Genomic DNA, 25,833 nt, shown 5'->3' with positions numbered 1-25,833 from the left:
CCGCCACCAGGGACGACGGCTCGAAAGGAGCGAGGAGATTCCGTGACGAGGGGTGCACGAGGGGGCGCTGAGGCGGAATCCTGGTAGCCGTACAGAACGGGGGACACACATGACCACGGCGCCGGAACAGCACACCGGAACCAGCGGGGTCGCCGACGAGAGCGCCCTGGAACTCCTCGTCCACGGAGTGGGCGGCACCACACCTCAGGAGATGCTCGACGACCCGCGCACCGTGCGCGTGTCGGGCGACGACACCGCGGCCGTCCACCGCCGCGCCGAGGACGTCGACGCGGAGAGCAGACCGGACGACTACCGCGGCAGACCCGTCCCCGAGGCGTACGTGTGGTGCAACCTCACGTCGGGCAACGGCTCACGGGCGCTGTGGCTGGTCCTGCTGCCCTTCATGGTGGTCAACCTCGCCCACTGGATGCGGCCCAACGCGCTGAGCAGAACCCGCACCGTGCGCCTCTACGGCCTCCTCGTCCGCCTCGCCGGCCTCACCCTCACCGTGCTGCTCGTGGCCGCCGCCTGCGAGGTCGCGCTCGACCTGACGGCCTGGCAGTGCGCGGGCACCCCGGCCTGTGCCGAGCGCCGGACATGGCTCGGATTCCTCGCCGACGGCTGGTGGAGCCAGCCCGGCCGCCGACTGGCCCTCGCCGCACTCGTGCCGACCGCGCTGAGCGTCCTGCTCTGGTACCTCTCGCACCGCACCTGGAGCGCGTACGAGGCCCAGCGCCCGCTGCCCCACCAGCCGGACCCCGAGGGCACGGACGGCTCGGCCGACAACGCGCTGGCCAGGCCCGGATTCTGGTACGGGCGCCGGCTCGTCTCCCGGCTGCGCGCCGCGCACACCGCCGCCGCGCTGCTGACCGTGGCCGCGGCCGTCGGCACGTCGGCCGCCCGCTACGACCGCAGGGCCGGCGGCCCCGTGCTCCTCGACGTCCTGGGACGGATCTTCGTCGGCGCCCTGATCGCGGGCCTCCTCGCCATCCTCGCCGTCGTCGTCCTGCGGGGCCGCACCGAGGACCGGATCGACCTCGACCTGGACCGCACCCTGGTCCGCGTCCTGCCCTACGGAGCGCTGACGCTGCTCGCCCTGACCATGGTGTACGCGGGCTGGTCCCGCCCGCACTGGCACTCGTCGGGGCGGCTGCCGGGCGACGCCGCGTTCGGCGGGATCGCGCTCGCCCAGATGGTCCTCGTCCTGGCGCTCGCCGTGGTGGCCAAGGCGATCTATCGCACGGCCGTCGACCGGCGCACCGCCCTGCGCGGCCTCGGCGGACCCGCCACCGCGATGCTGGCCTGCGGCCTCGGCGGCGTGATGACCGGCGGCGTCGCACAGCGCGTCGCCGACTGGCTCGACGGCACCAGCGGCCTGATCGCGGGCCCGCCCGTCCTGCTGTCCTGGCAGGCGTCCGTCATCCCGCCGCTGCTGGTCGTGCTCGCCGTCCTGTGCGCCGTCCTCGCCCTGCGCACGGCCCGCAGGAAGAAGGCCGAGACCGTCCGGGTCGCCGCCGACTACCACCTCGACGAACACGCCGACGGAACCGGGGAACGCCCGGACGCCGCCCGCACCTCGGACATCGCGGGCACACGCGCGCGAGCCGCACTCACCGACCGCGCCCCCGTGATCATCGGTGTGGTCTCGGCCGTCTCCCTGCTCCTCGGCGGCCTGGCCGTCGCCGGGGCCTGGGGCACCGGCCGGGTCCCCGGGACCGCCGCGCAGGGCACCTTCCCCCTCCTGGAGGGCGCCGCCGACACCTCGCAGGCGCTCGGCTCCTGGCTGATCGGCGCCGGCTTCATACTCTTCGTGGCCTGGGGCCGCCGCGCCTACAAGGACCCGGCCGCCCGCCGCACCATCGGCATCCTGTGGGACGTGGGCACCTTCTGGCCGCGCGCCGCGCACCCCTTCGCGCCCCCCTGCTACGCGGAACGCGCGGTGCCCGACCTGACCTGGCGGATGGACACCTGGACCCGGACGACCGGCGGCCGGCTCATCCTCTCCGGTCACTCACAGGGCAGCGTCCTCGCGGCGGCCGCCGCCTGGCAACTGCCGCCGTCGGTACGGCGGCGCGTCGGACTGCTCACCTACGGCTCGCCGCTCCAGCGGCTGTACGGGCGCTGGTTCCCGGCACAGTTCGGACCGCCCGCCCTGGCGTCCCTGCACCGCCAGGTCGACTGCTGGCGCAATCTGTACCGCGAGACCGACCCCATCGGCGGGCCGATCGGCCTGCCGGGCGACTGCGGCCCCGCGGTCGACCACCCCGCGCTCCTGGACCCGCTCGCCTACGGCCGCACCGAGCGGCATCCGCTGCCCGCCCCGATCCTGGGCCACGGCGACTACCAGGCCGACCCGGTCCTCGCCGAGGAGCGGGCCCGGCTGCTGGCCCGCCTCAAGCACGCGGTGCCCACGCCCCGCGGCCAGGGTCAGGGCAGCTCGGGCAGGTCCTCCGGGTAGAGGAGCGTGAGGTCGTCCGTGCTCGGCTCGCCGAGCTGGGCGACCCGCCCCGCGTGCTGCTCCACCATCGACTCGAACGTCTGCCGGGCCGTGCGGCCGTTGCCGAACGCCGGGCCCTTCGGAAGCGCCGTGAAGTACTTCAGGAGCGCTTCCGAGGTCCCGGTGGCGAGCCGGTACTCGTGCTCGTCGGTCTGCTGCTCCACGATCCGCAGCAGCTCCTCGGGCACGTAGTCGGAGAAGGTGATGGTCCGTGAGAAGCGGGACGCCACACCGGGGTTGACCGACAGGAACCGCTCCATCTCCGCCGTGTAGCCCGCGACGATCACCACGACGGCGTCCCGCTGGTCCTCCATGAGCTTCACCAGCGTGTCGATCGCCTCACGGCCGAAGTCGCGGCCCGAGTCCTCGGGGGAGAGGGCGTACGCCTCGTCGATGAACAGGACGCCGCCGTGGGCCCGCTGGAACGCCTCCTGGGTGCGGATCGCGGTCGACCCGATGTGCTCGCCGACCAGGTCGACCCGGGACACCTCCACGAGGTGACCCTTGTCCAGGACACCGAGGGAGGCCAGGATCTCGCCGTACAGCCGGGCCACCGTCGTCTTGCCGGTGCCGGGGGAGCCCGTGAACACCAGGTGCCGGCGGACCGAGGCCGCCTTGAGCCCCGCCTCCTGCCGTCTGCGGCCGACCTCGATCATGTCGGTGAGCGCCCGCACCTCGCGCTTGACGCTCTCCAGACCCACCAGCGTGTCGAGTTCCCCGAGCACGGCCTGCGACGTACGGGCGGGCGGCTCCTCGACGGGCGCCTCGGCCCGCTGGTCGGGGACCTGGCTGAGCAGGCCCACGGTCTGGGTCGCGGACTGCGTCTGCACCGCCGGCTGCGGCGCGGCGGACGCCCCGGGCCTTATCCCGCCGCTCTCGTCGCTCGTGCACTCCTCGACGACCGGGCCGTCCTCGGCGAACTCGTAGCCACCCCGTGAGCACCGCTCGGTACGGCACTTCCTGAGCGTCGTACGGCAGCCGTCGATGATGTGGAAGCCGTAGCCCTCACTGCCGGTCACCCGGCAGCCCTGGAAGGTGCCCCGGCCCTCCGCCGAGACGTAGAAACCGGCCTCCGCCGGAGACGTCACGGTGCAGCGGTCGATCGTCGGGTCGGCGCCCTTGGTGACGATGACACCCGTCTGGATCGCGTCGACCGTGCAGTTGGCCAGCGTGCCGCCGCTGCCGTGGTCGCGGAACCAGGCGCCGGTGGCGGCCTCCCGGATCCGGCAGTCGTCCAGCTGCGCCGTGGCCCCGTCGCTCACCGACACCGCCGTGTTGCGCACCTGCGACAGGTCGCTGTCGACGACGTCCACGCGCGAGCCGCGGTCCAGCACGAAGAGCGCGTCCGGCACGTCGTGCACCCGGCACGCGTCGAGGACGGCGGTCGCGCCGTCGCTGACCCACACCGCCGGGTAGTCGCCCGTACTGTCGTGGATCTCGCACTGATTGGCGTCCACGCGCGTGCCCGGGTCCCACACCGACAGGCCGTTGCGCCCGAACTGGCGGACGGTGGACCGCGTCAGCGTCAGGACGGACCGGGAGCGCAGGTCCACCGCGTTCTCCGGGATGTCGTGGATGTGGCAGTCCGCGAGCGTGAGCACCGCGTCCGTGTCGAGGGTGACACCGTCGCCCGTCGTGCGGTGCACGTCGCAGTTGGTCAGATGGGCGGCGGCCCGGCCGGTGATCTGCACGCCCGAGCCCTTGATCTCGTAGATCTCGCAGCCCACGGCCTCCAGGCCGCTGTGCTCGCCCGTCGCCGACAGCCCGGAGCCGGAGGCGTGGTGCACCCGGCAGCGCTCCAGACGCGGGTGCGCGCCGCCGCGCACCGCCACCCCGGCCTGCCCGGCCGCGACGACCTCGCACTCCTCGAAGACACCGCCCCCGCCGTCCAGGACGGCGATGCCGATCCCGGCGGGATTGTCGACGGTGCAGCGCCGCACGGTGGGGCGGGCCCCGCCGCGCACCTCGATGCCGGACGCGGACCGGGTCACGACCCGTACGTCGACCAGCTCCGGCGCGCCTTCCTCGACGAGAAGCGCGGGCGCCGCCGAGTCCTGGCCCTCCACGTGCAGGTCCTGGACCGTCGCCGACGCGCGGACGGTCAGCGGCACCCCGTCGACCGGCGCGATGCGCACCGATCCGGGGGAACCCTCGGGACCGCGCAGCGTCACCGCGCGCTGCACGATCAGATTCTCCCGGTACGTGCCCGGGGCGACGGTCAGCACGTCGCCGTCTCCGGCCGCTTCGAGAGCGGCGGCCAACGACGCGTACTCACCTGTGCGGCGCCGCCACCGTGATGTGCCGGTGTGCGTCACCTGGACCGTGCCCTGTGCCATAACGGTGCTGTGCCCCCACCTCGTCGTACGCGGGTCCTGCTCACGCCCTGACGGGCGCTCTTCCTGGGAAAGGTGGGTCCACCGTAGCGCGCGCGGAGCACGGCAGTTGACCGGAGTCGCGACCCTGTCAGCTGCCCGTGCCGGTCCGGCCCCAATCAGGGCCCGCTATGTCCCAGGCGTGGTCCCAGCGCGCGTACCGGCGGCGGACCATGCGCCAGACGACGAGCCTGCGGGTGCCCTCGAAGAGGCCGCCGACGGCGACGGCCGTGCCGAAACCGGCCAGCGCCGCGTGCGTCGCCGCCGTCGCCCGGTCGAGCGGACGACCGACCACACGGCCCCGCTCGTCGGTCCACAGCGGGAACGTGTCGCCGCGGTGCGGGGACTGGAGCGCGGCGACCACCCGGTCGCGGTGCGCACTGCCGTCGGGCGCCGTCCAGGTCGCGACGACGCGGCTGTGCGCGTCCCGCGCGGTCGACGTCTCGGGGTCCGAGTCGAGGGGCGGCTGCGCCAGTTTCCGTACGACCGTCGCGGTGGTCTCGTGACGCCGGCTGCGCTGCTCGTCCACAGAGCGGTACAGCGCGTCACGGGAGAGGGAGCCCGCCACCACACCCGCGACGGGCGCGGCGACGACGATGAGGACCAGCGCGATCAGCGCGAGCCACGCCTCGGCAAGATCGGTGCCGCGGCGCAGTGGATTGTGCCGCCAGCGCCAGATTCCGATGACCGCCCGCACAGCCTGCACCCCCTTCCACGTCCGTCCTCGCCCCGGACGGCAGCGCCTTGCGCGCGGGTGGAGCGAAGAGGGATGTCTCGCCCCGCCCGACCGGCTCGCCGGTGTCTCCGGCACTGCCATTGTCCCTCAACGAGTCTGTCGCGCCGCCGGGTTCCCCATCCGGGTGACGGTTATTCGACGCTATTCGACGACGATGAGCGGATCCCCGATCCGGATCGAGCCGGACGACTCCGGAACCAGATTCGTCCCGAAGCACAACTGGTCGCCGAAACGCCGGTGCCGGGCCAGGGTGCGCAGCGGCTCCTTGCCACGCTCCGCGGTCTCCTGGTTCGTGGTGGTCACCACGCAGCGGCCGCTCTTCTTCGTCACGCGGAACGTGACCTCGCCCACCGAGACGCGCGTCCAGTCGTCCTCGGCCCAGGGAGAGGTGCCCGAGACGACCACATTCGGCCGGAAACGGTTCGTGGGAAGGGGGCCCTCGTCCGCGTGATCTCCCTGGGCGATGAGGGAGTTGAGGGCGTCGAGGGAGGAGAGGGTGGTGAGGAGCAGCGGATAGCCGTCGGCGAAGCTGACCGTCTCGCCGGGCCGGGCGTACGCGGGATCGATCGGGCGGCGGCTCGCCGGATCGTCGAGGTGCATGAGGCGGACCTCGGTGTCCAGGCGGGCGCTCCACCAGGCGTGCGCCGCGTCCGCCGCGGGCACGGCCTCCACCTTGTCGCGCCACACCTCGATGGTGGTCGTCGGGCCCGGCTCGGGCACCTCGACCGTCAGCGGCCGCGCGCCGGGCGCGGACAGCCGGAGGGCGCCGCCGGGCAGCAGGTCGGCAGCGGCCAACGCGAGGCGCGGATGCGGCCGTTGCGTGACGATCTTGTTCGCCGCGTCGACCAGGACCCAGCGCCGGTCTCCCGCGAGTCCCCACGGCTCCACGACCGCCTCACGCGGTGCGTGCCCCCGAACCGCCTTCAGCGGGTAGACATGGATCGAACTGAGCACAGGCTGCTGCGACATGGGGCCATCCTGCCAGCAGGCACCGACAACCCCATGTGCGGGCCGTGGGGAAGGGCCGTGACGACGGCCCCCGGGTCCCCGGATTAGTAACCGCGGTACTGCTGACGGTTGTACGGATCCTCGTACGGCGCGGGAGCGGGCGCGGGGCGCGGCGCGGCCGGGCGCATCGCCTCGTAGCCGGTGCCGGGGGCCTGGCGCTGCGGCTGGGGCTGCTGGGCCTGGTAGCCGCGCGGGGCGGCCGTCTGCTGCGGGATGTACGCGGTCGGGGCGGCCTGCATGTGCGCGGGCTGCATCGGCGCGGACTGCTGCTGCGGATAGCCGTAACCCTGCGCGGGCGCGGAGGGGCCGGAGGGCAGTGCGGGCAACGCGGCCGGAAGCGCGGGAAGATGGCTTCCGGTGTCGTACGCGGAGGGGACCCGGATCGGGGCGATCTGGGGTGTGCCCCGCTCGGCGACGAGGGAGTCGTAGATCGGGGTGTCCGGGAAGGACGGCGCGGAGTAGTAACCGCCGCCATAGGTGGAGCGGGGGGAGGTCATGGCACATAAGTTAAGCCCACGATGTGGTCGATGGGGTAGCCCGATAAGAGGGTTCTTTTGCGTGTCGGGTGTGACCGTGCGTCCCCAATGCGAGCGAACTCGGCAAAAACGGTCGTTGTGCCGCGTTAGATTCGTGTAAGAGCCGCGTTTCGAAGCCGCGTCGGAGGCCGCTTTTCCGGCGGGGAACCAGGACGCCTGCGATAGGGGCAGACATGACCATGGGCAAGGGAACGAACGTCGCAGTGCCGGCCTCGGCGGTGCGCGTCGAGCTCGGGTGGCGCGGCGGCCCGGCCGTGCCCGACGCGGACGCCTCGGCGCTCCTGCTCGCCTCCGGACGGGTCCGCTCCGACGCCGACTTCGTGTTCTACAACCAGCCGGCGCACGCCTCCGGCGCGGTACGGCACGAGGGCAAGACGGCCACGGGCGGCGCCGTGACGGACACGCTCCTCGTGGATCTCGCGCGCGTGGAGCCCGCCATCGAGCGGGTCGTGCTCGCCGCGTCGGCCGACGGCGGCGCGTTCGGCCGGGTCCCCGGCCTGTACATCCGCGTCCTCGACGCGGCCTCCGGCGCCGAACTCGCCCGTTTCGACAGCACGGACGCCACGGTCGAGACGGCGTTCGTCCTGGGGGAGCTGTACCGCCGGCAGGGCGCCTGGAAGTTCCGCGCGGTCGGCCAGGGCTACGACAGCGGCCTGGCCGGACTGGCCACCGACTACGGGATCACCGTCGACGAGCCGGAGCGGGCCGCCCCGCCGCCGATGCCGACGGCACCGCCCGCCGCCTCCGGGCCGGTCCGCCTCACCAAGGTGACGCTCACCAAGGCTGCCCCCTCGGTGTCCCTGGCCAAGCAGGGCGGCACCTCGGGCGCGATGCGCGTGAACCTCAACTGGGAGATGCGCAAGCAGCTCGGCGGCTGGGGCGGCAGGCGCGGCCGGGCGAGCGCCCGCGATCTCGATCTCGACCTGTGCGCCCTGTACGAACTCACCGACGGCCGCAAGGGAGTGGTCCAGGCGCTGGGCAACGCCTTCGGATCGCTGCACCAGCCCCCGTACATCCACCTCGACGGCGACGACCGCACCGGCGCCGTGGCCACCGGCGAGAACCTCACGATCAACCTCGACCACAAGAACGCGCTGCGCCGCGTGCTCATCTTCGTGACCATCTACGAAGGCGCGCGCAGCTTCGCCGACCTCCACGCCACGGTCACCCTCGCGCCCCTGGGCGGGGCCCCGATCGACTTCTCCCTGGACGAGTGCACCGTCCCCTCCCCGGTGTGCGCGCTCGCCCTCATCACCAACGACGGCGGCGACCTGACCGTGCGGCGCGAGGCCCGCTACCTGGTGCCCGACCGGGGCGTCAGCCCGCAGCGCACCGTGGACCGTGCCTACGGATGGGGCATGGACTGGACCCCGGGCCGCAAGTAGGCGCCGCCCGGCGAGCTGACGACGTCAGGACGTGGCGTCCGGCCGCGCGTACGTCCGGCCCTTCCACGCCGCACCCCGCCCCCTGTAGTGCTGCACCGCGGAGTCCACCGTCATGAGGAGGTACAGGAACGCGGTGAACGGCAGCAGGGGAGCCAGCCACAGCGTCTGCCGGTAGTAGCGCAGCATCGGGATGTACGTCGCCGTCATCACCGCCCACGCGAGACCACCGAGCAGCGCCACCGGGCCGTCCCGCGCGACCAGGCCGAAGAACACGGCCGCCGGCGGCACCAGGTAGACCAGCGCGAGTCCGAGCACCGTCCCGAGGAGCACCAGCGGGTTGTGCCGCAGTTGCGCGTACGCGCTGCGCGACACCATGCGCCACAGGTCCGTCAGCCGCGGGTAGGGGCGCACGCTGTCCACGTGCTCGGCGAGGCCGAGCCAGATGTGTCCGCCCGACCGCTTCACGGCCCGCGCGAGCGACACGTCGTCGATGACCGCCTGCCGGATGGCGTCCGGGATCCGGGCCCGTTCGGCCGCCTCGGCGCTCAGCAGGACGCAGCCGCCCGCCGCCGCGGCCGTCCGCGACCCCGGGGCGGCGATCCTGCGGAACGGGTACAGCTGGGCGAAGAAGTACACGAACGCGGGCACGACCAGCCGCTCCCAGCCGCTCGCCACCCGCAGCCTGGCCATCTGCGACACCAGGTCGAAACCGCCGGTGCGGGCCGCCGCCACCAACTCCCGCAGGCTCTCCGGCTCATGGGCGATGTCCGCGTCGGTCAGGAGCAGGAACTCCGGCTCACGCGCGCGTGCCAGCGTGATGCCGTGCCGCACCGCCCACAGCTTCCCCGTCCAGCCGGCGGGCGGCTCCCCGGGGGAGTCGACCGTCAGCGGCAGCCCGCCGCACCGGTCGGACAGGGCGCGGGCCAGCGCGCCGGTACCGTCCGAACTGCCGTCGTCGATCAGGAAGATCTCCGCGTGCCCCGGATACTCCTGGGCCAGGAGGGAGGGCAGGCTCTCGGGCAGCACCTCCGCCTCGTCCCGGGCCGGAACCACCACGCAGACATCCGGCCAGTGCCCCGGGTCGGTGCGCGGCGGCAGCCGTAGATCGGTGCGCCAGAAGAACCCCTGGCACAGCAGCAGCCACAGCCATGCGGCGAGCGCGGCCGCGGTGATCCACACAACGACGTCCATCCGCCGCAGTCTGCCCCACCGCCGCGGTCCTGTCGGACCGATCGTCTATGGTTTTCGGGTGAAGATCGCGCTGATGGACTCGGGAATCGGACTGCTCGCGGCCGCCGCCACGGTACGGAGCCTGCGGCCCGACGCCGATCTCGTGCTCTCCTCGGACCCGGACGGCATGCCCTGGGGTCCGCGCACTCCGCAGGACATCACCGAGCGCGCGCTGGCCGCGTGCGAGGCCGCCGCGGCACACCGCCCCGACGCCCTGATCATCGCCTGCAACACGGCGTCCGTGCACGCGCTGACGGCGGTCCGCGCCCGCCTGGAGCCGGAGATCCCCGTCATCGGCACCGTCCCCGCGATCAAGCCCGCGGCGTCGGGCGGCGGCCCCGTCGCGATCTGGGCCACGCCGGCCACGACCGGCAGCCCGTACCAGCGCCGGCTGATCCGCGACTTCGCCGCCGGTGTCGAGGTCACCGAGGTGCCCTGCCCGGGGCTCGCCGACGCCGTGCAGTGGGCCGACGAGGACGCCATCGACCGGACCATCGCGGCCGCCGCCGCGCTCACCCCGCATGACGTACGCACCGTCGTCCTCGGCTGCACCCACTACGAGCTGGTGGCGGAGCGCATCCGCGCGGCGCTGCAGCAGCCCGGCGCCGAGCCGCCGGCGCTGCACGGCAGCGCGGGCGCCGTCGCCGCACAGGCACTGCGCAGGGCCGGCGACGCGGCCCGTGCGGAGACCGGGCAGAGCGGCCTCACCGTGCTCCTCAGCGGCCGCGCGGAGACGCTTCCGCAGGCGGCGCTCACCTACGCCGAGGGCCGGGCGCTGCAGGCCGTCAGCCACGCCGGGTGACCGCACGCACCGGACCGGAGCAGTGACTCTCCGCGAGGCGGTGCCCCGGCGGCGGAACATGAGTAGTCTCGAACGCATGAGGAAAGACGCCGCCGACGCACCCCCCGGGCGACGCACGTCCGACCGGGTGACCGAGATCTGGACCGGCCGCGCGCACAACCGTGTGCAGTGGCTGCTGGCCCTGGGCGGCTTCGCCTGCCTGGCCCTCGGCATCGAGCTCGCCGTGGACAGCTCCTGGGCCACCGGTATCGCCGCCCTGGCGATGTCCGTGGTCGGGCTGATCGCCGTCGGCCTCCTGGTGCTCTTCGGCACCCTCGCGTTCCTGCACGTCGCGGTGAAGGTCGACAAGGACCATCTGGAAGTGCGCTGCGGCCATGTCGGGCTGCCGCGCCGCCGGATCCCGCTGGCCCATGTCGTCGACGCCGACTTCGCTCCGCGCGTCACCCCGCGCCAGTGGGGCGGCTGGGGGTACCGCTGGCGTCCCGAGATCGGCACCGCCGTCGTCGTGCGGCGCGGCGAGGGCGTGGTGCTCAGCCTCGGTGACGGCCGCAAGTTCACGGTGACCGTCGACGACGCGGAGAGCGCGGTGCGCCACATCCGCGACCGGCTGAAGCCCGCGCCCGCGCGCCCGGCGGCCTGAGGCCCCGCCGCCCCACGACAGATCAGCCGCCGCGGCCGTCCCGGACGAATTCCGGGGCGGCCGCGTCGTCGTCCGGCGGTTCGTCGCCGAACGGCACGGCGGTGGCGATGCCCCCGAGCAGCCCCGCGCCCACCGTCACGGCCGTGAAGCTGAGCGCGTTGCCGACCGTCGCCAGCATCGCCACCGCCGTCAGGGCCGCACCGGCGGTGAGCACCACCTGCGTCGAGCGGGCCGAGCGCCACAGCACGTACAGCAGCCAGCCGTACGCGGCCGTGAGCAGCGCGAGCCCGATGAAACCCTGCTCCGCCGCGACCTGGAGCACGGCCGAGTGCGGCCGGGCGTCCGGCACCGGCGACGCCGCGGACACGGTGCCGAAGTCCTCGAACCGGCCGGGTCCCGCCCCGAGCACCGGATCGGACGCGGCCAGGTCCAGCGCCCGGTGCCACAGCCGGACGCGGTGCTCGGACAGCTCGTCCTCCAGGAAGGACGCGGGACCCGGCGGCAGCGCGCCGTCGGCGAGCCCGACGCCGAGCCCCGCCACCGCGGCCGTACCGAAGCCGAGCCCCGCCAGGGCTCCCGCCCGGTGCCGCGCCCGGGCCGACCCGAGCGCGCACAGCACGACGCCGCAGCTCGCCGCCGCCCCCGCCCCGGAACCCGCGAGGACCCCCACCACGACGGTGCCGGCGGACAGCAGGTGCAGCGCGATCCGCGGGCGCCGGGCCCGCGTGGCCCAGGCCGCGCAGCTCAGCGCGCCCGTCGACAGGACGAGCAGCGCGGCCGTCGCCCCGGCGCCGCCCGGCGGTGCCGAGGTGTTCGGCGCGGGCACCGTCTGCGGGGACGCGACGGCCAGGCACAGACCGCCGGCCGCGACCGCGCAGGACGTGGCGACCGGGGCGAGACCACCGGCGATCCGCCCGCCCGCGTACCCCGCGGCGACGGCCAGCACGGCGAGCAGCACCCCCTCGGGGCGGCCCGCCCGCGCCGTCGCCGTGATCAGTGACCATGCCGCGCAGCCGCCGAGCACGGCGATGCCCACCACGTCCGACACCCCGCGCCGCCGCCGGTCCACTCCCGGCCCAGCACTCGTCGACCACCCCGTCGATCCCAACCCCGTCGCCCCCCGACTGAGACGGGCCCCGCACGCGATGGCCGGATCCGGCACGGCGTCGGGGACTGAGGCACACGGTAACGGCTGGTGCGGCGCTTTGGACCGCAGTTGCGCAGGAACGTTCCTGGTCCGGTTCCGCCCCTCCTGCGGTGCGGGTCAGCCGGCGTCGCGGCTGCGCAGCAGGTTCATCGCGGTGAGCGTGAGCACGGTCTCGTCGTGCTGGTTGAGCACCTCGACGTCGGTGTGCACGATGCCGCGGTCCGGCTTGGAGCGCGACAGCCGGGCCGCGCGGATCGTCGTCACGATCGACAGCCGATCCCCGGGACGGACCGGGCGGGTCCAGCGCAGCGTGTCGATGCCGGGTGAGGCCAGGCTGGCGACGCTGCTGACGAAGTGGTCGGCGTAGAGCCGCATCATCACCGACGCGGTGTGCCAGCCACTGGCGATGAGGCCGTCGAAGGGCCCCGCCGCGGCGGCGACGGGATCGGTGTGGATGCTCTGCGGATCGAACTCCCCGGCGAACCGGAGGATGTCCGCCTCGGTGACGGGGATGCTGCCGTAGCGGTAGCTCTCGCCGGGGACGTAGTCCTCGAAGTACCGCTTCTCGACGGGGGTGGCGAAGTCGGGGCCGATGGCGGAGGTTGCTGGCGTCGTCATCGGCGCACGGTAGCCGATGGCGGGTGCACGGATCACCGGATCCGGCCGGACCGACCAGCCCGGAGCGGCGGACGGCATTACCCCCTTCGGCCCATGACGGGACCGGGAGACCGGGGCCACGGTGGAAGCGAGGCGCAGGCACGTCGGGGCGCCCGGCCTCTCGTGTTCTGGGCCCGTGAGGAGTGAGCGACCGTGATGTTCTGGAACGAACAGGCCGGAGGCTGGGGCTGGTTCGTCATGTCGGTGGGGATGCTGCTGTTCTGGCTCCTCGTGGGAGTGCTCGCCGTGCTCGCCTTCCGTTCGTTGTCCAGCCCGGAGCGCACCGTGCCGCCGCGGCGGGCCGCTCCCGAGACGATCCTCGACGAACGGTTCGCCCGCGGCGACATCGACGAGGACGAGTACCGGCGCCGCCAGGCGGTCCTGGACGGACGCCCCGCCGGTGACGGCGACCGGCTGCGGAAACGGTGACCCGGCGAAGTCAGGTGCGGCGGAAACGTGCCTCCTCAGTCGTGCGGCACCAGCAGCACCGGGCACGCCGTCCGGTGGATCAGGGTGTGCGCGACATGGCCCAGGCGGGCGCCGGCCGTCGTCCGGCGCCCGACGAGCACGAGCCCCGCGGTCCCGGCCGCCATGAGCAGACGGTGGGCCGGATGGCCGTACTCCAGCCGCTCCACGACCCGGATCTCGGGGAACTTGTGCCGCCAGGGCAGAAGGGTCGCGTGCAGCGCCCTGAGGCGTTCGGTCTCGGCACCGGCGGCGTCGCCGGGCGGGGTCACCCCGGGCGCGTAGTCGTGCAGGGCCGGCAGGGTCCAGGCGTGCAGCACCTGGAGTTCCAGGCCGCGCACCGCCGCCGCCTCGAAGGCGTGGGTGAGCAGATCGTCGCCCGGGTGCGCGAGGTCCAGGCCGGCCAGCACGGGCCGGTAGGGCGCGGGGACCGGCCCCGTGCGCTCGTCCTCGGGGCGCTGCCCGGCCCTGACCAGGGCGACCGGGCCGGTGGCGCGGGCGCAGACGGCGGCCGCCACCGATCCCACGAGGAAGCCGGTGAACCCGGAGAGACCGCGGGAGCCGAGCACCAGCATCGTCGACGCGGCGGCGGCCTCCAGCAGTACGGACACCGGCGCCCCGTCGGTGTGCCCGAACCGGATCTCCAGCGCCGGATGCGCGTAGGAGAGCTGGCGGGGCAGATCGTGCAGGGCCGCGGCGGCGCGCTCGGCCGGGGCGTCCAGCTCCGGCAGCCCGGACGGCCCGGCCGCGCCGGGGCCCGCGTGCAGCAGGCGCAGCGGCAGACCGTGCCGTACGGCTTCCCGGGCGGCCCAGTCGGCGGCGTCCCGGCTCTCGGGGGAGCCGTCGATGCCGGCGGTGATCGGACGCGCGGACAGGGGTGACATGAGGCGGACCTCCTCGGGGCGCGGGTCAGCCGGTCCAGGACCAGGCTGCGACGTCGGGCAGATCGGTGCCGTGCTCGCGGATCCAGGCGTGGTGCCGGGTCCGGCTGTCGGCCATCTCCTGGCGGACCGAGGCCGCGCGGACGGCGAGGCCGGGCACCCGGTCGATGACGTCCATGACGAGACGGAAACGGTCGAGGTCGTTGCGCACGACCATGTCGAACGGTGTGGTCGTGGTGCCCGACTCCTTGTAGCCGCGCACATGGAGCTGCCGGTGGCCCGCGCGGCGGTAGACGAGCCGGTGGATCAGCCAGGGATAGCCGTGGTACGCGAAGATGACCGGCTTGTCGGGGGTGAACAGGGCGTCGTACTCGAAGTCGGCCATGCCGTGCGGGTGTTCGTCCCGCGGCATCAGCCGCGTCATGTCGACGACGTTGACGACCCGGACCGTCAGCCGGGGCAGATATCGGCGCAGCAGACCGGCGGCGGCGAGAACCTCCTGGGTGGGGACGTCCCCCGCGCAGGCGAGGACGACGTCCGGCTCCCCGGAACCGTTCTCCGTGCCCGCCCACTCCCAGATGCCGGCGCCGCGCGCGCAGTGGGCGCGGGCCTCGTCCAGGGAGAGCCAGTCGAAGCACGGCTGCTTCCCGGCGACGATCACATTGACGTAGTCACGGCTGTGCAGCACGTGTTCGGCGACGGACAACAGGGTGTTGGCGTCCGGCGGCAGATACACGCGGACGACGTCCGGACTCTTGTTGAGGACGTGGTCGACGAAACCCGGGTCCTGGTGCGAGAAGCCGTTGTGGTCCTGTCGCCACACGTGTGAGGTGAGCAGATAGTTGAGCGAGGGGACCGGGCGCCGCCATGCCAGTTGTCGCGCCGTCTTGAGCCACTTGATGTGCTGGTTCACCATCGAGTCGACGATGTGGACGAACGCCTCGTAGCAGGAGAAGAGGCCGTGCCGTCCGGTGAGCAGATAGCCCTCGAGCCAGCCCTGGCACAGGTGTTCCGACAGCACCTCCATGACGCGGCCGTCCCGCGCCAGGTGTTCGTCGGTCGGCCTGGTCCCGGCCTGCCACGCCTTCCCCGTCGCGTCGAACAGTGCCTGGAGCCGGTTGGAGGCGGTCTCGTCCGGGCCGACCACGCGGAAGTCGCGGCGCCGGGCGGTGTCCCGCATGACCTGGGCGAGCAGCTCGCCGAGGACACGGGTCGGCTCGTGGAGCGTGGTGCCCGGCTTCTCGACGGGGACGGCGAAGCGTTCGAGCGGGGCGACGGGCAGCCGCCGGGTCAGCAGGCCGCCGTTGGCGTGCGGGTTCGCGCCCGCGCGGCGGGTGCCCTCGGGCACGTGCTCCAGGACCAGGGGCGTGGGCCGGCCCTGCGCGTCGAAGAGTTCCTCGGGCCGGTACGAGCGCAGCCACTTCTCCAACTGGGCCAGGTGCTCGGGGTTCTCGCGCACGTTGGCGAGCGGCACCTGGTGCGAGCGCCAGGTGTCCTCGACCGGGTCCCCGTCCACCGTCCGCGGGCCCGTCCAGCCCTTCGGGGTGCGCAGCACGATCATCGGCCAGCGCGGTCGCGCGGTGGCCCCCTCCGTACGGGCCTCGTACTGGATCCGCGCGATCCGGTCCAGGCAGCGGTCGAGGGCCTGCGCCAGCTCCCGGTGCACCTGTGCGGGCCTGCGTCCGGTGACGTGGACGGGCTCATGACCGTATCCGCGCAGCAGCTCGTCGAGTTCGGACTCGGGCAGCCGGGACAGCACGGCCGGATTGCCGATCTTGTAGCCGTTGAGGTGGAGGATCGGCAGGACCGCCCCGTCGTGCACGGGGTCGAGGAACTTGGTGGAGTGCCAGGACGCGGCGAGCGGACCCGTCTCGGCCTCGCCGTCGCCGACCACGCACGGCACCAGCAGCCCCGGGTTGTCGAAGGCCGCCCCGTAGGCATGGGCCAGGGAGTAGCCCAGCTCGCCGCCCTCGTGGATCGACCCGGGCGTCTCGGGCGCGACATGGCTCGGGACGCCGCCGGGGAAGGAGAACTGCCGGAACAGCCGCCGCATCCCGTCGGCGTCCCGCGGCACGTCCGGGTACACGTCGGTGTAACTGCCGTCCAGCCAGGAGTTCGCCAGCACCGCGGGGCCTCCGTGCCCCGGACCCCAGACGCACAGGGCGTCCAGGCCGCGCGCCTTGACGGCACGGTTCACGTGCGTGTGGACGAGGTTGAGCCCGGGCGAGGTGCCCCAGTGGCCGAGCAGGCGCGGCTTGATGTGCTCGGCCGTCAGCGGCCGGGTGAGCAGCGGATTGTCGAGCAGATAGATCTGGCCCACGGCCAGGTAGTTGGCGGCGCGCCAGTGCGCGTCGAGCGATGCCAGCTGGTGCTTCGTCGGGTCCTTCGCCATCGGGATCCTCCGGAAAGGCTCTCGGGGACAGGTGCGTGCCGGTCGCGGTGCGGGTGTCCCGTGCCGGGCCGGTCAGTCGTGCGGGACGACCGCGAACGGGCCTGCGGCGCGGCCTGCCGCGACCTGACCGAAACCACCCCGTCCGTTCCCGTCGTGGCCCCGCCGGACGACGACCGGACACCGGCCGAGCGCGGTCCGTGCCGACCGGCCGCCGACGGCTCTCGTGAGGCCCGAGCGGAAGGCGTGTGGAACACCGCCCTGGCGAACCGCCTCGTCCGCACCCGGCTCCTGACCGTCGTCCCCGACGCTCAGCGGATCCTCCACCGTCCTCGCCTCCTCACGGGCCGGTCCCCGACGGGCCGTCGTGCTCACGCTGGCACCGGGCGCGCGCCGAGTGGAGGGGCGAACCGGTCCCGCCGCACGGGTCCGTTCGGCCCGCGCGACCGCCCGCCCCGCGGACATTCCGGCCACACCCGGCGGCAGCGGGTACGGATGCCGTACGAGGGTGTGGACGCCCGGCGCCGCGGCCGCCCCGGAGCGGCCGAAGCCCGGCCGGACCGGGTGACAGGAGTGCGCCGTACACTCCCCGGGTGACCGCCACCGCACCTCCCGTCGCCCCGTCCGACGAGCCCGACGCACAGCCCGCACGCCGCTCCGGCCTGCGACGGTTCGTCCCGGTCGTCCTCGCGGCGATCGCCGGGCTCCTCCTGTACGTCACCTTCCCGCCGCGCGAGCTGCCGTGGCTCGCGCCGCTGTCGTTCGCGCTGCTCGGCATCGCCGTGCACGGACGGCGGCTGCGGGCCGGGTTCGGCCTCGGTCTCGTCTTCGGGCTGGCCTATCTGGTGCCGCTGCTGTCCTGGACGGGCGTGGACGTCGGTCCGCTGCCGTGGCTGGCGCTCGCCGCCGCCGAGGCGCTGATCCTCGCCCTGGCCGGCATGGGCATCGCCTATGTGTCGCGGCTGCCGCTGTGGCCGCTGTGGGCGAGCGCCGTGTGGATCGCGGACGAGGCGCTGCGCGCCCGGTTCCCGTTCGGCGGGTTCCCCTGGGGGAAGATCGCCTTCGGGCAGCCCAGCGGCGTTTTCCTGCCCCTCGCCTCGCTGGGTGGCACCCCGCTGCTCGGCTTCGGCGTGGTGCTCTGCGGCTTCGGGCTCGGCGGGCTCGTCCTCCGTGTGCTCCGGCTCAAGAAGGCCCGGGACACGGACCCGGCCCACGGGGTGGACGAGACCCCCGGTGCGAACGAGATCTCCGGGACGGAGGAGACGACCGGGCCGAGCGCGGCGCGCGGCACGGGCGGCGCCCGCCTGCTGCGCGACCGCGGCGTCATCGCCGCGGCCGTCTGCACCGTCGCACCGGTGATCGCGGGAGTGGCCGCCATGCCGCTCGTGTCGAACGACGCCGAGGCCGGCACCGCGCGCGTGGCGCTCATCCAGGGCAACGTGCCGCGCATGGGCCTCGACTTCAACGCCCAGCGGCGGGCCGTCCTCGACTACCACGTGCGCGAGACGATGAAGCTGGCCGACAGGATCAAGGCCGGCACGGTGAAGAAGCCCGACCTCGTGCTGTGGCCGGAGAACTCCTCGGACATCGACCCGTACGTGAACATGGACGCCTACGAGGAGATCCAGAAGGCCGCCGAGGCGGTCGGCGCACCGATCTCGGTGGGTGCCGTCGTCACCGACAAGAACGGTGACGAGCGGAACCAGCTCATCCTCTGGGACCCGAAGACCGGCCCCGGAGCCACGTACAACAAGCGACACCTCCAGCCCTTCGGCGAGTACATGCCGTACCGCGGCTTCTTCCGGGTCTTCAGCAAGGACGTCGACCGGGCGGGCAACTTCGTCCCCGGCGACAAGGCCGTCGTCTTCGACATGTCGGGGACCAAGGTCGGCAACGTCACCTGCTACGAGGCCGCGTTCGACGACGTGGTCCGCGACCAGGTCGACGAGGGCGCCCAGATCCTGTCCGTGCCGAGCAACAACGCCACGTTCGAGCGCAGCCAGATGACCTACCAGCAGCTCGCCATGGACCGGGTGCGCGCCGTGGAGCACGGCCGTGCCGTCATGGTTCCGGTGACCAGCGGCGTCAGCGCCGTCATCCGCCCCGACGGGTCCATCGCGCAGAAGACCGGCATGTTCGAGGCCGACACCCTGCTCGCCGACGTGCCCAGGCGAACCAGCAAGACGCTGGCCACCCGCGTGGGCGCCTGGCCCGAGGCGCTGCTGACCGTTCTCGGCGTCGGCGGGCTGGCCTGGGCGGTCGTCCGCTCCCGCGGGGGACGCTCCGCCACGGCCCGATCAAAGGGCCGACCTGCGAACGGTTAGGGTCGCGCGTATGGCTACCCCTGAATACATCCGCGCCATCCGCGCCACGGCGGGTCACCAGCTCCTCTATCTGCCCGGCGTCACCGCCGTCGTCTTCGACGGGCAGGGGCGGGTGCTGCTCGGCCGCCGCGCCGACACCGGCCGGTGGGCCGTACCGGCGGGCATCGCCGAGCCGGGCGAGCAGCCCGCGGACGTCGCCACGCGCGAGGTGTTCGAGGAGACCGGGGTCGACTGCGTCGTCGAACGTGTCGTCCTCGTCCGGGCCGACAAGAGCCCGACCACCTACCCCAACGGGGACCAGTGCCAGTTCCTGGACATCACGTTCCGGTGCCGTGCGACCGGCGGCGAGGCCCGCGTCAACGACGACGAGTCGCTGGAAGTGGACTGGTTCGAACTGGACGCGCTGCCGCCGTTGGACGAGCACGGTCTGTTCAGGATCAAGCAGGCCGTGCAGGACGGACCGACGTGGTTCGAGGCGGGTTCCACGACCTGAGCGACCGGCTCGACGCGCACACGCAGGAGGGGCGCGTGAGAGGGTTGCTGCCATGACAGTTGGCGCGCCGGGCAGCGAGGTCGTACTCGAGACGAGCCGCCTGCTGCTCAGACCTTGGCGGGTGGCCGAGGCTGTCGTCCAGCGTGAACTGTGGACCGAACGTGATCCACGAGTGCCGCCGCACCGCCGGATCGACGCGGACGGACACCCCACGGTCGCGGAGCTCGAGGAGCCGATCCGCACCGACACGGTGTGGTCGACCGGGCTGCTGGCGGTCGAACGCAAGGCCTCTGGTGACGTCATCGGCTACTGCGGGCTGGTCGACGGTGGACGAGGACCGGCGGGGGAACCGGAACTGGCATTCGAGCTGCTACGCCGAAGTTGGCGTCAGGGATACGCGACCGAGGCTTCGTCGGCGGTTGTGGAATGGGCGAGATCGTCCGGGTACGAACGTCTGTGGGCCACGGTCTGGGACTGGAACACCGCTTCCCGCCGAGTACTGGCCAAGGTCGGGTTCACCGAGACCGATCGGAAGGAAGTGGACCCGGTACGCGGGACCACCCTGTTCACCACGAGACGGCTCTGACCCTCGGGCTGCTCACGGGTTCGGACGGCACGGACACGTGTGATCACGGCCGATGTGGTGGCCTAGTGTCTCGGCCATGACCAGAACCACGCCGCCGCGCCCCGTGCACGTGGAGGAGCTTTTCCCAGAGCTGGGGGCGTTTCGGGGTGTGACGACGCGCCTGCATCCGCGGCCGGGGCGTCCGGACGCGTCGGTCAGCTCGGTCGGCGGTCCTCTGTTGTGGCCCGCCGACGAACCGTGGCCGGTCTGCACCGAGCCGCACAAGCGAAGCAGCGGGTACCGCGTCGCGGACATTCATCGGGGGCGGCAGGTGCTCAAGGACGCCTGGGCCCGTGACCGACCCACCGACGCGGAACGGGTCCTGCTCAAGGAGCTCGGCCGCAGCCATCGCGAACGGGAGATCGCCGATACCGACCCGATCCCGCTGGTCGGCCTGGCCCAGGTGTACCGGCGGGACGTGCCCGGCCTCCCGCCCGGCCCGGACGACTGCGACCTGCTCCAGGTCCTCTGGTGCCCGTTCGAGGCGGCATGACCCTCCGGCGCACGCCGAAGCGCGTTGTCGACGCTCCGAATCGGCCGGCAGGCCGCACAGGAAGCGCCGACGTGGTTCGAGACCACCACCGTGTACTGAAGTATGGGCTGTGACCACATCGGGGGGTGCGGGGCGACTGCCTAGGGTGCGGAGCATGACCCCGCTCACGCCTGTCACCGCCCCCACCGCCCCACCCCTCGACCTCGGCGGACGCACCGCACTCGTCACCGGCGCCGCCGGCGGCATCGGCCGGGCCTGCGCCCTGCGTCTCGCCGCCGCGGGCGCCAAGGTGCGCGCGGTGGACCGGGACGCCGTCGGACTCGACGCGCTCGCCGAGGGGGCCCCAGGGATCGAGCCCCGCGTCCTGGACCTGACCGACCTCGACGCCGCCGAGGCCGCGGCGGCCGGCACCGACGTCCTCGTCAACAACGCGGGCATCCAACTGGTCCGCCCGGTCGAGGAGTTCCCGCCCGACGTGTTCCACACCGTGCTGACCCTCATGGTGGAGGCCCCGTTCCGGCTGATCCGCGGTGCGCTGCCGCACATGTACGGACAGAACTGGGGCCGCATCGTGAACGTGTCGTCGGTGCACGGATTGCGTGCCTCCGCCTACAAGTCCGCCTACGTCACCGCAAAGCACGGGCTCGAAGGCCTCTCGAAGACGGTCGCGCTGGAGGGCGCCGCGCACGGTGTCACCTCGAACTGCGTGAACCCGAGCTATGTGCGCACCCCGCTCGTCGAACGGCAGATCGCCGACCAGGCCACCGCGCACGGCATCCCCGAGGAGCAGGTGCTCACGCAGGTGATGCTGCGCGACAGCGCCCTCAAGCGGCTCATCGAGCCGGAGGAGGTCGCCGAGGCGGTGGCCCATCTCTGCTCGCCGCAGGCGTCGTTCATGACCGGGACGTCGATGGTCCTCGACGGCGGCTGGACGGCCCACTGAGGGACCGCCCGCTGATGCGGTGATTTCTTGCTGTTCACGCCTTTCACGGCTTCTGCGGTCACTCGGTCGAGTGACCGCAGTTCTGTGATCGTTCGAGTTGTCCACAGGGCTGGCGGGGCCGGCCGTACGACGGGTAATCCTGTTGAGCATGTCGCACCCTCAACCGCACACGGCCGCTGCCGCCGACCCGCTGGACGCGGGGGACCCGCAGGCCCCGTTCCTGGAGCTGCTCGCCCGGGGCGCGTCGGCGGACGCCTACGAGCAGCCCGTGCTGCTCGCGCGCGCCGACGGCGCTCCGGCCGCCCGGATCGCCGCCCTGGAGGCGGCCAAGCGGCTCGCGCTCGGGGTACGCGAGGAGATGGAGGGCAGACGGCGCCGCGAGGCCGAGCTGTCCGCGCTGTTCGAGACCGCGCACGACCTGGCGGGCCTGCGCGACCTCGACGCCGTCCTCCAGGCCATCGTGCAGCGCGCCCGCTCCCTGCTGCGCACGGACGTCGCGTACCTGACGCTGAACGACCCGGTCAGGGGAGACACCCGCATGCGCGTCACCGAGGGCTCGGTCGCCGCCCGCTTCCAGCAGCTGCGGCTCGGCATGGGCGAGGGGCTGGGCGGCCTCGTCGCCCAGACCGCGCGCCCGTACGTGACCGACAACTACGCGCAGGACGTCCGCTTCCAGCACACGAGCACCATCGACGCCGGAGTCCGGGACGAAGGGCTCCAGGCCATCCTCGGAGTACCGCTGATGCTCGGCTCCCAGGTGATCGGCGTGCTCTTCGCCTCCGACCGCAGGACCCGGGTCTTCGCACGCGAGGAGATCGCGCTGCTCGGCTCCTTCGCCGCGCTCGCCGCCGCGGCCATCGACGCGGCCAACCTGCTCACCGAGACCCGCGAGGCACTGGCCGGGCTGGAGCGGGCCAACGAGATCATCCGCGACCGCAGCGCGGTCATCGAGCGCGCCTCGGACGTGCACGACCGGCTCGCCGAGCTGGTGCTGCGCGGCGGCGGCGTGCACGATGTGGCGGCCGCCGTCTCCCAGGTACTGGACGGGACGGTGGAGTTCACGGACGCCGGGGCCGCCCCGGCGGAGGCCCTCGAGGCATCCCGCGCCGAAGGGCACGCGGTGCGCCGGGACCGGGACTGGGTCGCGGCCGTCGCCGCCGGTGGCGAGCTGCTCGGCGCCCTGGTGCTGCGCGGCCACCCGGGGCTCGACCCGGTCGACCAGCGCACTCTGGAGCGCGCCGCCATGGTCACCTCACTGCTGCTGCTCGCCCGGCGCTCCGCCTCCGAGGCCGAACAGCGGGTCCGCGGCGAGCTGTTGGACGACCTGCTCGACGCCCGCGACCGGGATCCCCGTCTGCTGCGCGAGCGTGCGTCCCGGCTCGACGCCGATCTCGACGCCACCCATGTGGTGCTCGCGGCCCGCCTGGAGGCCGTCGCGGACGACGCCGAGGAGGAGGCGGCCGCACGCCGCCGCCTTGGCGCCGCCGCCGGACATCTCGCGGCGACCCGGCACGGGCTGGCCGCCGCACGGGACGGCGGCACGGTGCTGCTGCTGCCGCTGGCCGCGGACGACACGGCCTCCCAACTCGCCTCCCAGGTCGCCAAGCGGCTCTCCGCGGCGATCCACGAGACGGTCACGGTCGGCGCCTCCGCCCCGGTCGACCGACTGGCCACCCGCACCGAGACGGCCGCCGTCGCCTGTGCGGAGGCGCGGCGCTGCCTCGACGCGCTCCGGGTCCTCGGCCGAGCGGGGGAGGGCGCGGCGGCCGACGACTTCGGATTCCTGGGACTGCTGCTCGCCGACAGCCGGGACATCCCCGGCTTCGTGACCCGCACGATCGGCGAGGTCGTCACCTACGACGCGCGCAGGGGGACCGACCTGGTCCGCACCCTCGACGCCTACTTCGCGGCCGGATCGAGCCCCGCCCGCACCAAGGACGCCCTGCACGTCCATGTGAACACGGTGGCGCAGCGCCTGGAGCGGATCGGTCACCTGCTCGGTCCCGACTGGCAGTCGCCCGAGCGCTCCCTGGAGATCCAGCTCGCGCTGCGACTGCACCGGCTGGCGGGCCCGGACATACGCTGACCCCGTACACCCGGCCCGTGGTGGGCGGGGTGTACGGGGTCGGCGGACCCGGAGTCGTCAGACGCGGTACGCGGCCTCGGCCGGCCGGGACGCGTCGACCGCCCCGGCGCTGTCGGCCGCCTCGATGTCGGCGAGATCGCGGTGACGGGTCTCCTTGGCGACGGCGACGGCGATCAGGGTGATGACCGCGGCGGCGATCACGTACAGCGAGATCAGCGTCGACCCACCGGAGCTGTCGAGCAGCGCCGTGGCGATCAGCGGGGCCGGCGCACCGGCCGCGACCGAGGCGAACTGCGCACCGATCGAGGCGCCGGAGTACCGCATCCGCGTCGCGAACATCTCGGAGAAGAACGCGGCCTGAGGTGCGTACATGGCGCCGTGCAGGACCAGGCCGACCGTGACCGCGAGGATCAGGTTGCCGAAGCTCGCCGTGTCGACGAGGGAGAAGAACGGGAACATCCACAGGCCGACCCCGGCGGCCCCCAGCAGATACACCGGCCGGCGGCCGATCCGGTCCGACAGGGCGCCCCAGGCCGGGATCACCGCGAAGTGGACGGCGGACGCGATGAGGACGGCGTTGAGCGCGGTCTGCTTGGAGACGTCGGCCGCCTGGACCGCGTACACGAGGATGAAGGCGGTGATGACGTAGTAGCTGATGTTCTCGGCCATACGGGCGCCGATGGCGACGAGGACGTCGCGCCAGTGGTGCCGCAGCACCGCCACGAGCGGCATCTTCTCCACCGTGTCCGCGTCGGCGGCCTTGCGGGCCTCGGCGCGGGCCAACGCCGCCTTGAAGACCGGCGATTCATCGACGGAGAGACGGACCCACAGCCCGACCATGACCAGCACCCCGGACAGCAGGAACGGAATGCGCCAGCCCCATGAGGTGAACGAGGCGTCGGACATCAGCGCGGTGAGCGCCGACAGCACACCCGTGGCGAGGAGTTGGCCGGCCGGCGCGCCGGTCTGCGGCCAGGAGGCCCAGAAGCCGCGACGCTCGGCGTCCCCGTGCTCGGACACCAGCAGGACCGCGCCGCCCCACTCGCCGCCGAGGGCGAAGCCCTGGACCAGCCGGAGCGCCGTCAGCAGCACCGGCGCGGCCGAGCCGACCGTGGCATGCGTGGGCAGCAGCCCGATGGCGAACGTGGCGCCGCCCATCATCAACAGGCTGATCACCAACAGTTTCTTGCGTCCGAGCCGGTCGCCGTAGTGTCCGAAGACCAGAGCGCCCAGCGGGCGGGCCGCGAACCCGACGGCGTACGTGAGGAAGGAGAGCAGCGTGCCGACGAGCGGGTCGGAGTCCGGGAAGAAGAGCTTGTTGAACACGAGCGCGGCGGCGGAGCCGTAGAGGAAGAAGTCGTACCACTCGATCGTGGTGCCGATCAGACTCGCCGCGACAATGCGCTTGAGGTTTCCGGGTGTTGGCGGAGCTGTTGCTGCGGAGGCCATGTGCACCACTTCCAGGCGGGGACGGGGACGTCTCTGTGATGGCACAAGGTAGGAAGACGCAGGTCAGCGGCACATGTGGTGGGACACCATACTTTTGGGTCTGACCGTGGTTGTGCTGGGCTCTGCGTCGTGGCGGGGGTGGCGGGCGGGGCCTGAGTGTCGCGCGCTTGTCCCCGCCGAGGCGTGTCCCAATTGGGCGTGATTGGGGGAGGGGTGCTGACTCCCGTGCTGGTTTGGTGCTGACTACGGAGCGTTGCACCCGACGATTCGGGCGGATCCGCGAACTGGAAATAGGCAGTGTGCTGGTCCAGTTGGACTGCTCTCGTTCCGCGGGGAGAGAGTCTACGGCTGGGCGTGACTCGGCATGTGCATCCGCAACCCGTCTGTCGAATCATGTCAGGCCCGGAGTAGGGCAGATATCGGGACTCAACTTTCGGCGCAGTTCTCAGAGCCTAATCCGAGGCCGTCTTGGCGATCTGGTTGTCGTTGCCGCAGCCCTGCCGGGGCCGACGCTCCGTGCCTGTGGTCAGAAGGCGAGCGACCCACCTCGTCTCGGGTGCTCGATGGCCGCGCGTGCCCGGCGACGGGAGCGTGTGTGTGCCGAGCAGGTTCTTCGTCTGTGGTGGTACACGCTTGACCCGGCTTCTGACCGGCCGCAATGGGCGGAACCGTCTG

Annotated in this window: 21 protein-coding genes; 11 read left to right on the top strand and 10 right to left on the bottom strand. The window is 73.0% G+C overall.

Going from position 1 to position 25,833, the window contains the following annotated elements; genetic code table 11:
* Positions 1-109: 109 nt before the first annotated feature.
* Positions 110-2,458: a hypothetical protein gene (locus ABII15_RS03210; protein ID WP_353940715.1), complete on the top strand. Its 2,349-nt coding sequence runs from the start codon at positions 110-112 to the stop codon at positions 2,456-2,458.
* Here ABII15_RS03210 and ABII15_RS03205 read toward each other — a convergent pair.
* The 4 genes from ABII15_RS03205 to ABII15_RS03190 form a co-directional block, all read right to left on the bottom strand.
* Positions 2,428-4,833: a right-handed parallel beta-helix repeat-containing protein gene (locus tag ABII15_RS03205; RefSeq protein WP_353940714.1), complete on the bottom strand. Its 2,406-nt coding sequence runs from the start codon at positions 4,831-4,833 to the stop codon at positions 2,428-2,430. The genes ABII15_RS03210 and ABII15_RS03205 overlap by 31 nt on opposite strands.
* A 127-nt stretch (positions 4,834-4,960) precedes the next feature.
* Complete coding sequence (locus ABII15_RS03200) at positions 4,961-5,566, bottom strand: hypothetical protein (RefSeq protein WP_353946947.1); 606 nt, start codon at positions 5,564-5,566, stop codon at positions 4,961-4,963.
* 180 nt (positions 5,567-5,746) lie between these two features.
* Positions 5,747-6,574 (bottom strand): MOSC N-terminal beta barrel domain-containing protein, encoded by an 828-nt coding sequence (locus ABII15_RS03195; RefSeq protein ID WP_353940713.1) that lies wholly within the window; start codon positions 6,572-6,574, stop codon positions 5,747-5,749.
* Between the two features lie 83 nt (positions 6,575-6,657).
* Positions 6,658-7,110, bottom strand: a complete 453-nt coding sequence (locus tag ABII15_RS03190) for a DUF6643 family protein (protein WP_353940712.1) — start codon at positions 7,108-7,110, stop codon at positions 6,658-6,660.
* Between the two features lie 212 nt (positions 7,111-7,322).
* Between ABII15_RS03190 and ABII15_RS03185 the strand changes: the two genes are divergently transcribed.
* On the top strand, positions 7,323-8,534 hold the full coding sequence (locus ABII15_RS03185; protein WP_353940711.1) for a TerD family protein: 1,212 nt from the start codon (positions 7,323-7,325) through the stop codon (positions 8,532-8,534).
* A 24-nt stretch (positions 8,535-8,558) separates the two neighbouring features.
* Here ABII15_RS03185 and ABII15_RS03180 read toward each other — a convergent pair whose 3' ends face one another.
* The gene (locus ABII15_RS03180; RefSeq protein WP_353940710.1) at positions 8,559-9,725 is read right to left on the bottom strand and encodes a glycosyltransferase; all 1,167 of its coding nucleotides are present in this window, start codon (positions 9,723-9,725) and stop codon (positions 8,559-8,561) included.
* A 58-nt stretch (positions 9,726-9,783) separates the two neighbouring features.
* Between ABII15_RS03180 and ABII15_RS03175 the strand changes: the two genes are divergently transcribed.
* Positions 9,784-10,566, top strand: coding sequence for an aspartate/glutamate racemase family protein (locus ABII15_RS03175; protein WP_353940709.1), 783 nt, complete (start codon positions 9,784-9,786; stop codon positions 10,564-10,566).
* 76 nt (positions 10,567-10,642) lie between these two features.
* On the top strand, positions 10,643-11,206 hold the full coding sequence (locus ABII15_RS03170; RefSeq protein WP_353940708.1) for a hypothetical protein: 564 nt from the start codon (positions 10,643-10,645) through the stop codon (positions 11,204-11,206).
* A 22-nt stretch (positions 11,207-11,228) separates the two neighbouring features.
* Here ABII15_RS03170 and ABII15_RS03165 read toward each other — a convergent pair whose 3' ends face one another.
* Together ABII15_RS03165 and ABII15_RS03160 are read right to left on the bottom strand one after the other, a co-directional pair.
* Positions 11,229-12,245 carry an O-antigen ligase family protein gene (locus ABII15_RS03165; protein WP_353940707.1) on the bottom strand — a complete coding sequence of 339 codons (1,017 nt, stop codon included), beginning with the start codon at positions 12,243-12,245 and terminating at the stop codon, positions 11,229-11,231.
* A 225-nt stretch (positions 12,246-12,470) separates the two neighbouring features.
* Positions 12,471-12,971 (bottom strand): MaoC family dehydratase, encoded by a 501-nt coding sequence (locus ABII15_RS03160; protein WP_353940706.1) that lies wholly within the window; start codon positions 12,969-12,971, stop codon positions 12,471-12,473.
* 195 nt (positions 12,972-13,166) lie between these two features.
* Here ABII15_RS03160 and ABII15_RS03155 point away from each other — a divergent pair, with 195 nt between their 5' ends.
* Entirely contained in the window at positions 13,167-13,439 is a 273-nt protein-coding gene (locus ABII15_RS03155) for an SHOCT domain-containing protein (protein WP_353946946.1), read from the top strand.
* Positions 13,440-13,474: 35 nt separating this feature from the next.
* Here ABII15_RS03155 and ABII15_RS03150 read toward each other — a convergent pair whose 3' ends face one another.
* Complete coding sequence (locus tag ABII15_RS03150; RefSeq protein ID WP_353940704.1) at positions 13,475-14,359, bottom strand: universal stress protein; 885 nt, start codon at positions 14,357-14,359, stop codon at positions 13,475-13,477.
* 25 nt (positions 14,360-14,384) lie between these two features.
* Positions 14,385-16,748 carry a phosphoketolase family protein gene (locus tag ABII15_RS03145; RefSeq protein ID WP_353940703.1) on the bottom strand — a complete coding sequence of 788 codons (2,364 nt, stop codon included), beginning with the start codon at positions 16,746-16,748 and terminating at the stop codon, positions 14,385-14,387.
* Positions 16,749-17,338: 590 nt separating this feature from the next.
* Here ABII15_RS03145 and lnt point away from each other — a divergent pair.
* From lnt to ABII15_RS03115, 6 genes are all read left to right on the top strand, one after another.
* Positions 17,339-19,069 carry an apolipoprotein N-acyltransferase gene (gene lnt / locus ABII15_RS03140; RefSeq protein WP_353940702.1) on the top strand — a complete coding sequence of 577 codons (1,731 nt, stop codon included), beginning with the start codon at positions 17,339-17,341 and terminating at the stop codon, positions 19,067-19,069.
* Between the two features lie 10 nt (positions 19,070-19,079).
* Positions 19,080-19,562 (top strand): NUDIX domain-containing protein, encoded by a 483-nt coding sequence (locus tag ABII15_RS03135; RefSeq protein WP_353940701.1) that lies wholly within the window; start codon positions 19,080-19,082, stop codon positions 19,560-19,562.
* Positions 19,563-19,614: 52 nt separating this feature from the next.
* On the top strand, positions 19,615-20,148 hold the full coding sequence (locus ABII15_RS03130) for a GNAT family N-acetyltransferase (protein ID WP_353940699.1): 534 nt from the start codon (positions 19,615-19,617) through the stop codon (positions 20,146-20,148).
* 76 nt (positions 20,149-20,224) lie between these two features.
* Complete coding sequence (locus ABII15_RS03125) at positions 20,225-20,680, top strand: hypothetical protein (protein ID WP_353940698.1); 456 nt, start codon at positions 20,225-20,227, stop codon at positions 20,678-20,680.
* A 154-nt stretch (positions 20,681-20,834) separates the two neighbouring features.
* On the top strand, positions 20,835-21,623 hold the full coding sequence (locus tag ABII15_RS03120) for a 3-hydroxybutyrate dehydrogenase (protein ID WP_353940697.1): 789 nt from the start codon (positions 20,835-20,837) through the stop codon (positions 21,621-21,623).
* Between the two features lie 148 nt (positions 21,624-21,771).
* A complete protein-coding gene (locus tag ABII15_RS03115) occupies positions 21,772-23,709 on the top strand; it encodes a GAF domain-containing protein (protein ID WP_353940695.1) in 1,938 nt (645 codons plus the stop codon).
* A 57-nt stretch (positions 23,710-23,766) separates the two neighbouring features.
* On the opposite strand, the gene ABII15_RS03110 is transcribed toward ABII15_RS03115, so the two are convergent.
* The gene (locus ABII15_RS03110) at positions 23,767-25,158 is read right to left on the bottom strand and encodes an MFS transporter (RefSeq protein WP_353940694.1); all 1,392 of its coding nucleotides are present in this window, start codon (positions 25,156-25,158) and stop codon (positions 23,767-23,769) included.
* Positions 25,159-25,833 lie beyond the last annotated feature (675 nt).

The sequence above is a fragment of the Streptomyces sp. HUAS MG91 genome (genome assembly GCF_040529335.1).
Classification (GTDB): Bacteria; Actinomycetota; Actinomycetes; order Streptomycetales; family Streptomycetaceae; genus Streptomyces; species Streptomyces tabacisoli.
The sequence above is the reverse complement of the archived record's forward strand: the minus strand, read 5'-3'. Positions and strand labels throughout refer to the sequence as shown.